We start from the raw sequence: 13,217 nt of genomic DNA, 5'->3' as shown, positions 1-13,217 counted from the left end.
TGACCGAAGGTGAGTAGTCGAACCTGCTCGCACTCAACCGGAAGGCCTATACCCATGGTCGTGACGTCGTACGCCGTTCCCGCGGCACCCGTGGACACGCGTGTCAGCGACGTTCCCAACGGCGGCCCCGCGCATGTTTCGCCGAAACAGTCGGTGTGGCAGCGGTACCGATGGACCGTCGTGCGCGTTCTCTCACCCGTCGCACTCCTAGTCCTGTGGCAGATTGCCAGTGCTGCCGGAGTTCTCTCCGAACGAGTACTGCCGGCACCATCGCTGATCTTCGACGCGGGCCTAGAGTTGCTACGCAACGGAGAGTTGGCCGATGCCCTCACCGTCTCCGGAACCCGTGTGGTGCAGGGACTCGTGCTCGGAGGTGTGATCGGGGTGGCGCTCGGTGCGCTCGTCGGACTGTCCAAGCTCGCCGAGGCAACCGTCGATCCGCCGCTGCAGATGCTGCGGGCACTTCCGCACCTCGGGCTGATCCCGCTCTTCATCCTGTGGTTCGGGATCGGCGAGACTCCCAAGATTCTGCTCGTGGCTCTCGGAGTCGCATTTCCGCTGTACCTCAACACGTTCTCGGCGATCCGCCAGATCGATCGCGACTTCCTCGACACGGCCGTTGTACTCGGCTTCTCGTGGCGTCAGCGGCTCACCACCATCATCCTGCCCAGCATCGCCCCACAACTATTGGTGGGATTGAGGCAATCGCTGGCTATTGCGTGGTTGTCGCTGATCGTGGCCGAGCAGATCAATGCCGAATCCGGGCTCGGCTACATCATCAACAATGCGCGAGATTTCCTGCGTGTGGACACCATCATCTTCGGGCTCGTCGTCTACGCGCTGATGGGAATCGCCACCGACGGCATCGTGCGCATCCTCGAAAAACGCGCTCTTCGTTACCGATTGGATGTCTGACTCATGACTGCGACGACAACGTCCGTTGCCACCCTGCACGGGATCGAGAAGTTCTACGGATCCAGTCACGTGCTGAAGGGCGTCGATCTGTCCATCGAACGCGGCGAGATCGTCTCTCTCGTCGGACGATCCGGGTCCGGCAAGTCGACGATCCTGCGCGTTCTGGCCGGGCTGTCGACCGACCACACGGGTGAGCGGCACGTCGCCGGGAATCCCGCGGTGGCGTTCCAGGAACCACGGCTGTTTCCGTGGCGATCGGTCCGCCAGAACGTGTCCTACGGCCTGAACACCGCAGGCGTCAACGGCAACGACGCGCTGACCGCGGCGGATGCAACGCTCGACGAAGTCGGGCTTGCAGACAAGCGAGACGCGTGGCCTCTCACGTTGTCCGGTGGGCAAGCTCAGCGCGCAGCCCTGGCGCGGGCGTTGGTGGGGGAGCCGGAACTGCTGCTCCTGGACGAACCGTTCGGGGCGCTCGATGCACTCACTCGACTGACCATGCAGTCACTCCTGCTCGACCTGTGGGGGCGGCACCACTTCGGCATCCTTCTGGTCACCCACGACGTCGACGAGGCAATCGCGTTGGGGGACAGGGTGGTGGTGGTCGACGGGGGTGCTGTGGCCGAGACCGTCACCGTCGATCTGCCTCGTCCCCGCGACCGGGGAACAGCCGGATTCTCTCGCATTCGTACCCATTTGCTCGGGGCCCTCGGCGTCCACTGACCGATCAATTCCTCTCATCAGAAGGATCTTTCACGCATGTCGTCACACGCTCGTTCCAGGTCCCTGCGCGCCATCGGTGTGCTCGCTGCGCTGTCTCTGACGGTCGTCGGACTCACCGGCTGCGTCTCCCGCGGCAGCGACACCACTACCACCGAAGCGCCCGAACTCGTCTCCGACGACCAGCTCACCACGGTCACGCTCGACGTCGGCGACCAGAAGGGCGGCACCGAGGCGCTGCTTCGTGCGTCGGGTGAGCTCGATTCGGCCCCATACGATGTTGCGTTCTCCACCTTCACTTCCGGCCCGCCTCAGGTGGAGGCCGCAACAGCCGGCCAGATCGACTTCGCGGTCACGGGCAATACACCTCCGGTGTTCGGGGTTGCAGCCAATGCGCGCATCAAGGTCGTCTCCGCCTACAGCAACGACGCCAGCGGCGATCAGATCCTCGTGCCGTCCGATTCGACGCTCACGTCGTTCTCCGATCTGCGCGGCAAGAAGATCGCGGTGGGCAAGGGAAGTTCAGCGCACGGCCACGTGCTGCTGGAGTTGCAGAAGGCCGGGTTGACCGAGGACGACGTCCAGATCATCTTCCTCCAGCCGGCGGATGCGCTGACGGCATTCACCTCGGGTGAGGTCGACGCCTGGGCGATCTGGGATCCCTTCACCGCGATCGCGCAGGTCCAGAACGGCTCGAAGACACTGACCACCGCCGAGGGCGTTGCCAACGGTTACGGGTTCGGCATCGCCTCACAGCAGGCTCTGGACGATCCGGCGAAGAACACGGCGTTGCAGGACTTCGTGGTTCGTCTGGCCAAAGCCTCGGCCTGGGCTGAGAAGAATCCGGCCGAGTGGGCGTCCGCGTACTCCACGGCCGTCGGGATCGACCCGGCTGCAGGCGAATTGGCGCAGGGACGAAGCCAGCGACCCGCAATTGCTCTGGACGACACTGTGATCGAGTCCGAGCAGGCTCTCTTCGATGCGTTCGTCGAGAGCGGAAGTATCCCCGGCGGCAACACGTTCGCGGACTTCGTCGACACGCGTTACAACGACGCCATCGCAGACGCATCCGCCGCCACCAACTGATCACCCACCACGTTCTAGGAGTTTCACTCGTGACCGCACGCATCTTCTGGTTTCTTCCCACTGCAGGCGACGGCCGCTCCATCGTCGGCGCGTCCCACGCATCCGGCAATCTCCGCGAACCCGCCGGCTTTCGTCGCCCGTCGCTTCGCTATCTCACCGAGGTTGCCCAGGCCGCGGACCGACTCGATTTCGAGGGCGTGCTGACTCCGACGGGAACGTGGTGCGAGGACGCCTGGTTGACCACAGCCGCGTTGTTGCAGAGCACCCGACGGCTGAAGTTCCTCGTTGCCTTCCGTCCCGGCCTCACGCCGCCCACGTTGGCGGCGCAGCAGGCCGCGACGTTGCAGCGGTTCTCGGAGGGGCGAGTGTTGTTCAATATCGTCACAGGCGGCGACGACGTCGAGCAGCGCCGTTTCGGGGATTGGATCGACCATGACCGGCGATACGCTCGCACCGAGGAGTTTCTCGAACTCGTACAACGCATTTGGACCGAGACCTCGGTGGACTACGAGGGTGAGTTCTTCAAGGTTGCCGATGCGCGGGTGTCCGAGGCTCCGGACCCATTGCCGGAGTTCTGGTTCGGTGGCTCCTCCGAGCCTGCTCTGGCCGTCGCAGCCAAGCGGGTGCAGACGTACCTGACGTGGGGTGAGCCGCCGGCCGACGCCCGTGCGAAGATCGAGAAAGTACAGGCGTTGGCAGATGCCGAGGGCCGCAAGCTGACCTACGGCATCCGCCTGCACACCATCAGTCGCGACACGTCCGAAGAGGCCTGGGGCGTCGCGCAGAAGCTCCTCGACGAACTTCCCGAGGATCAGGTATCTGCGGCACACGCGCTGCACTCGTCGTCGCAGTCCGAGGGACAGCGTCGAATGGCCGCATTGCACGGTGGCAGCAAGGATTCGCTCGAGAGCTACCCGAACCTGTGGGCCGGGGTCGGCCTGGTTCGCGGCGGTGCGGGGACCGCACTGGTCGGCTCGCACGAGGAGGTTGCGAACCTGATCGGCGAATACCACGACGCCGGGTTCGACGAATTCATCCTCTCGGGCTACCCGCACCTCGAGGAGGCGTATCACTTCGCTGAAGGTGTTCGACCCATCCTCGACGCGAGAGGAATCACGGTTCCCGCACGCTAGGGCAGGTGGGATCCAACCCGCCGGGTGTGCCGGAGATGGGAAATCTGTCCAGTAGATCGTGTAAAAAATGGATGATAGTCGTCCACGATCAACCAGACCGCCGTCATGCGAGGGCGTCGTATACCGCCCGCACGTAGTGCTCGGCTCGCTCCGAACCGATGATTCCCGGCCCCATTCGGTTCATCACGTAGGAGATGGTCAGCTGCGATTCCGGGTGCAGAATTGTCAGTGATCCGCCCCAGCCGCCCCAGAAGCAGATCTTCCCGTCAGGGATGTAGGGCATCGATTCTTGCTGTGGCAGAGCGAAACCCAGGCCGAAGCGCAACGGAATGCCCAGTGCCAGATCGACTCCGTTGGATTGCTCCTCGAAGATCGAGTCGATCGTGCCGGGGCTCAGCAGTCGCACTCCGTCGACGGTGCCGCCGCGGGAAATGGCCGACAGGATTCTCGCGACCGATCGCGCATTGCCGTGACCGTTCAACGCGCCCATGTCCGCGGCACGCCAGGCTGCGGTGTTCGCCGACGCGGCGTTCACCGCCGGTCCGAGAAACGTCCTGCGACGGACCATCGTCGGATCGGGCACAGCGTCAGCGGTCGGCGGGGGCGGCGGAACCACATCCGCGATCCGGGACCGGTCGGTCTCGGCGGCACCGACCTGGAAGTCGGCTCCGAGCGGACCGGCAATCTCCTCGGCGACAAACTGCCGCAACGATTTTCCTGTGACGCGGCGGACGACTTCTCCGATCAGGTGCCCTTGACTGGCTGCGTGATACCCCGACGTGGTGCGCGAATCCCACCACGGAGCTTGTGCAGCTAGACGCGAGGTCGAGAGTTCCCAGTCGTACAGGTCCTCCTCGCTGAACGGTCGATCCCACCCCGATACCCCGGAGGTGTGCGACAACAGATGCCGGACGGCGATGTCCTCCTTGCCTGCGGCGGCGAACTCGGGCCAGTAGGTCGCCACCGGTGCATCGGGATCGAGCACTCTACGGTCGATGAGCATCAACGCCGCCAGGCACGTCACCATCTTCGTCGTCGACCACACGTTGGTGATCGTGTCCGACTCCCACGGCAGGCGGCGCTCTGTGTCGCGATAGCCGCCCCAGAGGTCGACCGCGGAATGGCCGTCGATGTCGACCACGATGGACGCGCCGAGCTCTTCTCCGCTGTCGAGGTTGGCCGCCAACGCGTCGCGCACGCCCACGAAACGGGGGTCGCAGTGACCGTCAATTGCCATGTGAGGCCCCCAGAATGCGGTGGACGGCCAGTTCCACGTACGCGTCGGCGACGTCGTCGATGCTCAGCTCGCCGCCGTCGTGGAACCAGTTGCTGATGCCGTTGAGCATGTCGGTCAGCGCGAACGACGCCAGCCGCGCATCCGGGACGGTGAATTCACCGCTCCGCATTCCGGCGGTGATCACGTCGCGCACGCGTCGCTGGTACTGACGGCGGTAATCCTCGATGACAGTGCGGTGTTCGGGTGTCAGCGAGGCGAGCTCGTGCAGGCCGACTATGTATTCCACCCGTCGCCTGTTCAGATGCACCAGGTGGGCCCGCACCAGAGACGAGAGGCGCTCGGTGGGGGTTCCGGCCGCGTCGAGCAGTGGCAGGTTCTCCTCGGCCGGTTCCTGCGTCACCGTCAGACAGATCGCGAAGAGGATGTCTTCCTTGGACGGGAAGTGGTGGTAGAGACTGGCACCCTTGATTCCGACGGCGTCGGCGATATCGCGCATCCCCACGTTCGAGTAGCCCTCACGCGCAAAGATATTCGCGGCGTGGGCGACGATGTCGTCTCTCCGTTGGCGGGTGCGTTGCTGTCGGGGGAGAGCGGTGACCTGGGATGGCTGCGTCATACGGTCTCCTCCACCGCCGCCAGCATCCGCAGTTCACGCTTGAGGATCTTGCCCTGCGGGTCGACGGGCAGCTCGGCCACGATGTGTACCGATTTCGGTGCCTTGTACGACGCCAACTCGGTGCGGCAGTATTCGATGATCGCGGCCGGATCGGCAGTCACCCCGTCGCGCGCGATGACGAAGGCGGTCACGGCCTCGGACCAGTACGGGTCGGGTACTCCGACGACGGCGGCACGCAGCACGTCCGGGTGCGTGTGGATGGTGCGTTCCACTTCCTGCGACGACACGTTCATCCCTCCCGACTTGATCATGTCCTTCATCCGATCGTAGAAGAACAGGTTGCCGTCGGCGTCGATTCGTACCATGTCGCCGGTATGTACCCAGCCGTCCCTGAATACCTCGGCGGTGCGCTCGGGGTCCTTGAAGTAGCCAAGCATCACCGACGGAGTGCGGCAGAGCAATTCACCGATCTCGCTCTCGTTGCCCGCGGGGTCGACCACCTTGATCTCGAGGTGGGTGACGGGCTTGCCGATCCACGATGCGTCGCCGTCGGGAATGTCGTCGAGGCTCGAGAACCAGCCGACCGAGCCGAGCTGCGACAGTTCCGACTGCCCCCAGTAGGTGCCCCAGATGGCCTCGGGTGCCGCGGCCGCCCAGGCGCTGATCGTGTGCGGTGACACCTGGCCACCGTAGGTGAGGCAGCGTCGAACCTGGCTCACCGTCTCAGGTCCGAACTGCGGGTCACGGGCCAGGGCCAGGTAGAACGTCGGCGTCTGCGCGATGACGGAGATCTTCTCGGCGGCGATGATGCGCAGCGACTGTGCTGGGTCGACCGTCGCAGGCAGCACGAGGGTGGCACCCATCAGCGTGAGGGTCGTCATGGAGCCGAGTCCGGCGATGGTGTGGAACGGCATGACGAACAGCCAGGTGTCCTCCGGTCCGGTGCGCAGGCCCCAGCTCCACGCGGGCGCGGTGGAGATGAGGAAGTTGCGGTGCGGAATCATCACGCCCTTGGGAGCCGCTTCGGTACCGGAGGTGTAAATGACCATCGCGACGTCGTTCTCGTCCATCTCGACGTGCGGCTCGGTGGACGGGGTGTTCGCGGTCAGTGCGGCGTACTCGGTACCGAAGGTCACCAGGGTGGTGGTCTCCGGCTTCACCGAGGAGATGATCTCGGCGTAGGCCGGATCGGCCACCACCACAGTCGGTTCCGCGTGTTCGAGTTGGTGCTTCACCTCGGGCGCGCGGTACATCACGTTGATGCCGGTGAATGCCGCACCCGCTTTGAGGGTGCCGTAGTACGCCACCACCACGTCGACGCTGTTACGAGCCATCGATGCGACGCGGTCACCCGAGGTCACCCCGAGATCAACCAGCAGGTTGGCGAACTGGTTTGCCCGAGAATCGAGTTCGCCGTAGGTGGTGACCTCGCGGGTGCCGTCCGCCGCGTAGCTGATGAACGCGACCTTGTTCGGCTGAGTCCGCGCATGGCGACGCAGCTGATCGCCGATGGTGGCGCGGCCGATGGGGGAGCGGTGGTGGATGGCTGTACCGGGCACGGCGGACTCCTTCAGATGCAGTGGTTTTACAGAGCAGGCGAGAGAGCAGCGGAGTCGAACATCGGCTGCGAGAACGTCTCTGCCGCAACGATCTGCTCCACCGGATCACGAGTGAGCTTGCGGGGGAACGACTTCTCCGGATAGCCGACGGCGATGTGCGCCGCGGTGATGTAGTCGTCCGGGATGCCGAGCAGTTCGCGAATGGCGGGTTCCTCGTGGCACAGCAGCGTCGTCACCGCGGTCGCGACGCCCTGATCGCGCAGGCTCAGGCACAGGTTCTGCACGGTCGGGTAGATGGATGCGCCGCCGACGACGGAGAGTCGGCCGAGTTCGTGGTCGGTGGGGTGCAGTCCGTCCAGAGCGGCACAGACCACGACGATGGCGGGCACCTCGTGGAGGTGGCGGGCGAAGTAGTCGGCGTCCTGCACGGTTTTGGGCAGTGCCCCGACGGCGACGGTTCCGCCGGTGATGCCGGCGAAGTAGGCGTCCCACATCGGCAGGTAGAGATCGGCGAGGGCCTGTTTGCGGGCGGCGTCGCGCACGACGATCCACCGCACGGGCTGACGGTTGCCGCCCTGCGGTCCGAAGCGGGCGACGTCGAACGCGGCCTTGAACACCTCGTCGGGAACGGGATCGCTGAGGTACCGCCTGCAGGTGCCGGTGGTGCGCATCGCCTCGGTGAGTTCCATGGGTGTGTCCCTTCGCCTGTCCGCTGTTAGGTATTGTCATGAAGCATTGTGTGGCATGAGCCACATTGTCAAGAGTCAAAATGCTGTGAATCTCGAGATCGCGAATCCCTTGCGCAGATTTACCTAACCGTGGTTAGTTGAGCTGTCGGAGTCGGATGGAGCAGCGCGCAACAGGAGGTACCGGTGTCCACAGACGCAGCAACGGCAGCGGAGACCGTGGGTGGGGTCGATCGGGGCCGGCTCTCGCGGGCTCTGACCGCAGCCAACCTGCCCACGCTGGTGGCGGTGCTCTATCAGTTGACCGGCGATCCCATGTGGCTCGCCGATCCTTACCGCCCCACTCGGAGCCGGGGGATGGACAACAACGACACGGGCGGATTCGACGACGCGGTTGCCGCCCGCATCCGGTCCGCGGCGCTCGACGCGATCTGTGCGTTCGATGCGCGTGAGCCCATGGCGGTGCCGTCACCCGACCCGGAGCACCTCGTCGAGATGATCAGTGTGGCCGTCGGTGAGCAGGTTCCTCCAGAGTTCGGCGTCATGGTCGCCGAGGACATGGGCTTCACCGCCTCGGATACTCCGGTGGCCGCACCGAACGATCTGTCGGTCATCGTGATCGGTGCCGGCGTCTCCGGAATGCTCGCCGCGATCAAGCTGCACGAGGCGGGTATCAGCCACACGGTGCTCGAGAAGAACTCCGACGTGGGCGGAGGCTGGTTCGAGAACACCTACCCCGGTGCGGGCGTCGACACCCCGAGCCACCTCTACTCCTACTCCTTCGCGCCGCGGTCCTGGAGGACGCACTTCGGCAAGCGCGACGAGGTGTGGCAGTACCTCAGCGATGTCGCCTCCGAACACGATCTGCGGCAACGCATTCGCTTCGACACCGAGGTGGTGACGGCCGAGTACGACGCGCAGCGACAGGGCTGGACCGTCACGACGGTAGACGGCGAGACACTGACCTCCGACGTGGTGATCACCGCGACCGGTCAGCTCAATCGGCCGAAGGTGCCGAAGATTCCCGGGCTCGACGCGTTCGAGGGGCCGATCTTCCACACGGCGAACTGGCCGGCAGATCTGGATCTGACCGGCAAGCGCGTCGCCATCGTCGGAACCGGGGCCAGTGCCATGCAGGTGCTGCCGGCCATCGCGTCGACGGTGGGGCACGCGACGGTCTTCCAGCGTTCGCCGCAGTGGGTGTCGTCGAGCGACGTGTACTTCGCCGAGATGGGCGACGACGCCAATTACCTCATGGATGTCGTTCCGCTGTATCGGCTCTGGTACCGGACGAGGCTGGCCTGGAACTTCAACGACCGCGTGCACAGCTCGCTGCAGGTCGATCCCGAGTGGGAGCATCCGCAGCGTTCGATCAACCCGATGAACGACGCCCATCGACGGGTGTTTACCCGCTACATCGAAGCCGAACTCGACGGCCGACCCGACCTGATCGAGAAGTCGCTGCCCGATTACCCGCCCTTCGGCAAGCGGATGCTGCTCGACAATGGCTGGTACGCCGCGCTCAAGCGCGACAACGTCACTCTCGTCGCGGACGCCGTCTCGTCCATCACCGCCAACTCGGTTGTTGCGCATAGTGGTTCGGAGACCGAGGTCGACGTGGTGATCCTCGCAACGGGGTTCGAGACCCACAAGCTGCTGACGCCGATCGATGTGCGTGGACGATCGGGGGAGTCCATCCGCGATATCTGGGGCCCGGAGGATGCGCACGCGTACCTCGGCATCACCGTTCCGGACTTCCCTAACTTCTTCATCACCTGCGGCCCCGGAACGGTATTGGGTCACGGCGGCAGCTACATCACCATCGCCGAATGTCAGGTGCGCTACATCATCGATGTGTTGATCGACATGGTGGACAAGCGAATCGGGGCCATCGAGTGCAAGGCCGACGTGGAGGCGGAGTACGTCCGCAAGCACGACGAGGCCCACGCGAAGATGATCTGGTCGCACGGCGGCATGGACAACTGGTACCGCAACGACGCCGGACGCGTGGTCTCGACACTGCCATGGCGCATTGTCGACTACTGGGAGATGACCAGGCGGGCCGATCTGAACGACTTCGTGACCGAGGGCAGGCGGGAGGGCGCCCGCTGATCAGCGCGACGCCCCCCTGAAAGCCGTTGGTACCCGAGACCGTGTGGACCCATACCGCCGAAGATGTCCGGATTCCATGCAAGGCTCGACGGTGCACACACACCCGAACGATCGAATGGAGCGCGCGGCGATGGAACGAACGGCAGTCAACCCGGTGCGGTGGTCGGTGGACATGGGATTCAACCAGGGGGAGATCGTCTCGGGGCAGGCTCGGACGCTTTACCTCTCCGGCCAGACAGCGACGGGCGATGACGGATCACCTCAACACCCCGACGACATGGGCGCGCAGTTGTCCCTGTGCCTCGACAACATGGAAGCCGTTCTCGCCGAGGCGAATATGTCATTGGCGAACCTCGTTCGGCTCAACGTGTACACCACCGATGTCGACGCGTTGCTGCCGCACTACGGAGACTTGGCAGCGCGACTGGGCGCGGCGGGCGTCAAGCCGACCAGCACCCTGCTCGGGGTCACCCGGCTCGCGATTCCCAGTTTGCTGGTCGAACTCGAGGGCACCGCGGTCGGGTAGATCGACTACCGGGCTATGGCGAGGCGGGCCGAGACCTCGTCATGGAGGCTCGACTAAATGAGGCTCGCTGATCAGTTGGACGTCGCCTGTTGCATCGACAACACGAATCCGTGTCCGCCGCCCGCGTCGCAGATCATCGCTTCGACGCGGGAGAAGCACGTGAAGCCGTTGAACGTGATGGATGTGTTGTATTCCAACGGTTGTGCGTTCTCGACGCCGAATTCGCCTTGGTTGAAGCACGTCGGAGTCACCTTTCCCGGGGTCATGTAGAAGCCCTTGCCGAGTTGGTCGATGGTGAACGACGGGGTGACGCAGTTCGCGCCATCCGGGATCGGGGCGTCTGCTGCCTGGCAACCGGACGAGAATTCACTGTCGCCGATCTTGCAATAGATGTTGCCCGAGGGCGACTTCCAGCCCACTTGATTGCCGTACGCGCTGTATCGGGCAGGGTCGACGGGGGTGATGGGTGCGGTGTTGTTCGCGGGATCGGCAGCGGTCGGGTTCGATTCGGTCGCCTGTGGCGCTTGTGTCGCACCACCCGCGTCGTCACGGTTGGAGTCGGTCGGCGCGGCAATGGTCACCTGCGGAGGCGCGGGTATCTGCGCGGCAACGCTGGTCGGGGGAGCGGGAGTGGCGGCCGGGGCATCCTGATTTCCGCATGCCGTCAGTACAGCCGTCGCAAGTACTGCGGCGAGCGCGAATCTGCGGATCATCGTGAACTCCTTCATCAGAATGCGAGGTTGACGTCGCGGGAGATCATGAAGCCACGGTCGTCGTCGTAGCAGGTGATGCCGGCCTCGGTGGAGCGGCAGAAAGTGCCCGTCACTCCGATGACCTGGCCGTATTCCAAGACTCGAGGGCGTTCAGGTCCGCCGACGAAGATGCCCTGGTTGGTGCAGATCTGTTCGACGGTGCCGTCTTGGTTGATCTTCACCCCGTAGGTGTTGTTCTCGGTGTTGAGGCACTCGCGGCCGGTGTTGCCCGGCACCGAGTAGCGGACCTGGCAGCCCACGATGGTGCCGGGCGCATTGGAGGAGTTGAATCCGCAGAACACGTTCCCGCTGGGGGACTGGAAGAAGTACTGTCCTCCGGTTTGCTCGAAGTCTCGTGCATCGACGTTGACATCGTCGCGGTTCGGGGCGGGCGGTACGGCCGATGTGCCCGCGGCGGTGGGTATTGCTTGTACTGGGGTGACTACGTCGGGAGCCTGTCCGATTCCGCCTGAACCGCTACCACCGTCGGAGTCGGAGTACCCGTTCGCCGATGGAGCAGCCGCTGCGCTGGTGGCCGGGGTGTTTGGGTTGCTCACCGGCTCGTCGGAGCCGCAGGCCGAGGCTGCGAGAGCGGTAGCGGCGATCAGTGCCCATGTGGCCACGATTGTGCGGACTTGCCTCATTCGATGGTCCTCACCGGTGGCTGCGGAGTGCATCACCTTTGATCAATTAATCGAACGGGCCAAGTGGTCTGTTAACGTCTTTCGTGTCACGACCCAGTCACGAATCGGCATCCGAGCGGTCCTTTTGTCGGATTAGCTGCGAGGGTGGTTCGGGTAAAGACTCAAGAACCACTTGATGTTTCAGGTTCAACCTGGGGTTCTTGGTCCGTGTCACGTGCGATCCGGTATCTCGTTGTGCGACATGAGCGAAAGGCGTGCTGTATGCGAAAAACATTGCGGCGAGTGGTCGTATCGATCGCACTGACGATTCCCCTGGTTCTGGGCATCGGCGCGGGAACGGCCGTGGCAGCGCCGCAGACCACGCTGCTCCAGATTCCGGTGGTCACCGGTTTCCAGATCGCACCTGGCGCCGTGCCCGGAGGGTTGTTCCAGACCATTCCGATGAAGGCCACGGTGGGTACCGAGCCGGGTGTTCTATTGCTGTCCGCAGCGAATATCGCACCGTACGCAGACCAATACCCGTACCGAAGTCTCGGTGTGAGCTGGCGAAACTGGGACATCGGCTTCCGTGGAAGCGCGGGACTGCGGCATTGGCGGGACAACCCGAACCCGGGCCCGCCCAACGACCTGCCGCCGCTGCACAGTGAGCAGTACCCGCGCGAAGTAGCTCTGCCCACCGGAAGTGGCTGGGTCGAGATCACCGTGACCCACTACCGCGACTACCACTACGGCGAGCCCTACGCCGACACGCTGGTCCCGGGCAAAGGCTTGATCTACGTGCCCTGATCGTCCAACCGAAAGGAAACTCGATGCGGAAATCGATCCGCGGCGGTGTCGCCGCCCTGGCGCTGACCGCCCCCCTGGTCTTCGGCATGGGTGCTGGAACTGCAACCGCTGCTCCGCAGGAGTCGGTACTTCAGGTGCCCGTCGTCACCGGGCCGGAATTCGGCCCGGTAGGCGTTCCTGGTGGACTCATCCAGACCATTCCGATTCGAGCTGTGGTCGGTGAGAATCCGGGTGAGGTGCGTTTCTCGGCAGCAGACATCCGGCCGTACTACTACCAATTCAACTACCGGCACCTGACGGTCAACTGGCGCAACCTGTCCACCGGCGAAGTGGGCTCCGCGGGCTTGCGGCACTGGAACGATGAGGTCGATCGGACTCAACCCGCCAATCAGGGTGGCTCGCAGGCATATCGCTTGCCCCTCGAGGTGACGGCTCAGACGGGTGC

The 13,217-nt window shown here is 64.4% G+C and carries 14 protein-coding genes; 8 read left to right on the top strand and 6 right to left on the bottom strand.

Going from position 1 to position 13,217, the window contains the following annotated elements; translation table 11 throughout:
- Positions 1-54 precede the first annotated feature (54 nt).
- The 4 genes from A2J02_RS04185 to A2J02_RS04170 are packed head-to-tail and all read left to right on the top strand — an operon-like array spanning position 55 to position 3,854.
- Positions 55-915: an ABC transporter permease gene (locus tag A2J02_RS04185; RefSeq protein ID WP_082898554.1), complete on the top strand. Its 861-nt coding sequence runs from the start codon at positions 55-57 to the stop codon at positions 913-915.
- Between the two features lie 3 nt (positions 916-918).
- Positions 919-1,638 carry an ABC transporter ATP-binding protein gene (locus A2J02_RS04180; protein ID WP_068047188.1) on the top strand — a complete coding sequence of 240 codons (720 nt, stop codon included), beginning with the start codon at positions 919-921 and terminating at the stop codon, positions 1,636-1,638.
- A gap of 36 nt (positions 1,639-1,674) precedes the next feature.
- Positions 1,675-2,721 (top strand): ABC transporter substrate-binding protein, encoded by a 1,047-nt coding sequence (locus A2J02_RS04175; RefSeq protein ID WP_068047185.1) that lies wholly within the window; start codon positions 1,675-1,677, stop codon positions 2,719-2,721.
- Between the two features lie 29 nt (positions 2,722-2,750).
- Complete coding sequence (locus tag A2J02_RS04170; RefSeq protein ID WP_068047182.1) at positions 2,751-3,854, top strand: LLM class flavin-dependent oxidoreductase; 1,104 nt, start codon at positions 2,751-2,753, stop codon at positions 3,852-3,854.
- Between the two features lie 103 nt (positions 3,855-3,957).
- Here the strand turns inward: A2J02_RS04170 and A2J02_RS04165 are convergent, their stop codons facing one another.
- Genes A2J02_RS04165 through A2J02_RS04150 form a run of 4 tightly spaced genes read right to left on the bottom strand, consistent with a single transcriptional unit; the run spans position 3,958 to position 7,955 of the window.
- Entirely contained in the window at positions 3,958-5,091 is a 1,134-nt protein-coding gene (locus A2J02_RS04165) for a serine hydrolase domain-containing protein (RefSeq protein ID WP_068047180.1), read from the bottom strand.
- Positions 5,081-5,707: a TetR/AcrR family transcriptional regulator gene (locus tag A2J02_RS04160; protein ID WP_068047177.1), complete on the bottom strand. Its 627-nt coding sequence runs from the start codon at positions 5,705-5,707 to the stop codon at positions 5,081-5,083. Before A2J02_RS04160 ends, A2J02_RS04165 begins: the two co-directional genes overlap by 11 nt.
- Positions 5,704-7,266, bottom strand: coding sequence for a class I adenylate-forming enzyme family protein (locus A2J02_RS04155; protein ID WP_068047174.1), 1,563 nt, complete (start codon positions 7,264-7,266; stop codon positions 5,704-5,706). Before A2J02_RS04155 ends, A2J02_RS04160 begins: the two co-directional genes overlap by 4 nt.
- Positions 7,267-7,292: 26 nt before the next feature.
- Positions 7,293-7,955, bottom strand: coding sequence for a nitroreductase family protein (locus A2J02_RS04150; RefSeq protein ID WP_027497814.1), 663 nt, complete (start codon positions 7,953-7,955; stop codon positions 7,293-7,295).
- A 183-nt stretch (positions 7,956-8,138) separates the two neighbouring features.
- Here A2J02_RS04150 and A2J02_RS04145 point away from each other — a divergent pair, with 183 nt between their 5' ends.
- Positions 8,139-10,064, top strand: a complete 1,926-nt coding sequence (locus A2J02_RS04145) for a flavin-containing monooxygenase (protein WP_231893664.1) — start codon at positions 8,139-8,141, stop codon at positions 10,062-10,064.
- A gap of 130 nt (positions 10,065-10,194) precedes the next feature.
- Entirely contained in the window at positions 10,195-10,590 is a 396-nt protein-coding gene (locus A2J02_RS04140; RefSeq protein ID WP_037191120.1) for a RidA family protein, read from the top strand.
- Between the two features lie 71 nt (positions 10,591-10,661).
- Here A2J02_RS04140 and A2J02_RS04135 read toward each other — a convergent pair whose 3' ends face one another.
- Positions 10,662-11,303 carry a hypothetical protein gene (locus A2J02_RS04135; protein WP_156516079.1) on the bottom strand — a complete coding sequence of 214 codons (642 nt, stop codon included), beginning with the start codon at positions 11,301-11,303 and terminating at the stop codon, positions 10,662-10,664.
- A gap of 14 nt (positions 11,304-11,317) precedes the next feature.
- Complete coding sequence (locus A2J02_RS04130; RefSeq protein ID WP_068047242.1) at positions 11,318-11,986, bottom strand: hypothetical protein; 669 nt, start codon at positions 11,984-11,986, stop codon at positions 11,318-11,320.
- 282 nt (positions 11,987-12,268) lie between these two features.
- On the opposite strand from A2J02_RS04130, the gene A2J02_RS04125 reads away from it, so the two are divergent.
- Entirely contained in the window at positions 12,269-12,772 is a 504-nt protein-coding gene (locus A2J02_RS04125; RefSeq protein ID WP_231893665.1) for a hypothetical protein, read from the top strand.
- Between the two features lie 23 nt (positions 12,773-12,795).
- Positions 12,796-13,217, top strand: a 422-nt coding sequence (locus tag A2J02_RS04120) for a hypothetical protein (RefSeq protein ID WP_068047165.1), incomplete at its 3' end; no start/stop codon positions are given.

This window comes from Rhodococcus sp. EPR-147, assembly GCF_001647185.1.
In the GTDB taxonomy this organism is placed as follows: domain Bacteria; phylum Actinomycetota; class Actinomycetes; order Mycobacteriales; family Mycobacteriaceae; genus Rhodococcoides.
The sequence above is the reverse complement of the archived record's forward strand: the minus strand, read 5'-3'. Positions and strand labels throughout refer to the sequence as shown.

What these genes read in the sequence shown, in the direction of transcription:
- A2J02_RS04185 (WP_082898554.1), top strand. Translation starts at nt 55, where the DNA reads ATGGTCGTGACGTCGTACGCCGTTCCCGCGGCACCCGTGGACACGCGT.
- A2J02_RS04180 (WP_068047188.1), top strand. Translation starts at nt 919, where the DNA reads ATGACTGCGACGACAACGTCCGTTGCCACCCTGCACGGGATCGAGAAG.
- A2J02_RS04175 (WP_068047185.1), top strand. Translation starts at nt 1,675, where the DNA reads ATGTCGTCACACGCTCGTTCCAGGTCCCTGCGCGCCATCGGTGTGCTC.
- A2J02_RS04165 (WP_068047180.1), bottom strand. Translation starts at nt 5,091, where the DNA reads ATGGCAATTGACGGTCACTGCGACCCCCGTTTCGTGGGCGTGCGCGAC.
- A2J02_RS04160 (WP_068047177.1), bottom strand. Translation starts at nt 5,707, where the DNA reads ATGACGCAGCCATCCCAGGTCACCGCTCTCCCCCGACAGCAACGCACC.
- A2J02_RS04150 (WP_027497814.1), bottom strand. Translation starts at nt 7,955, where the DNA reads ATGGAACTCACCGAGGCGATGCGCACCACCGGCACCTGCAGGCGGTAC.
- A2J02_RS04140 (WP_037191120.1), top strand. Translation starts at nt 10,195, where the DNA reads ATGGAACGAACGGCAGTCAACCCGGTGCGGTGGTCGGTGGACATGGGA.
- A2J02_RS04135 (WP_156516079.1), bottom strand. Translation starts at nt 11,303, where the DNA reads ATGATCCGCAGATTCGCGCTCGCCGCAGTACTTGCGACGGCTGTACTG.
- A2J02_RS04130 (WP_068047242.1), bottom strand. Translation starts at nt 11,986, where the DNA reads ATGAGGCAAGTCCGCACAATCGTGGCCACATGGGCACTGATCGCCGCT.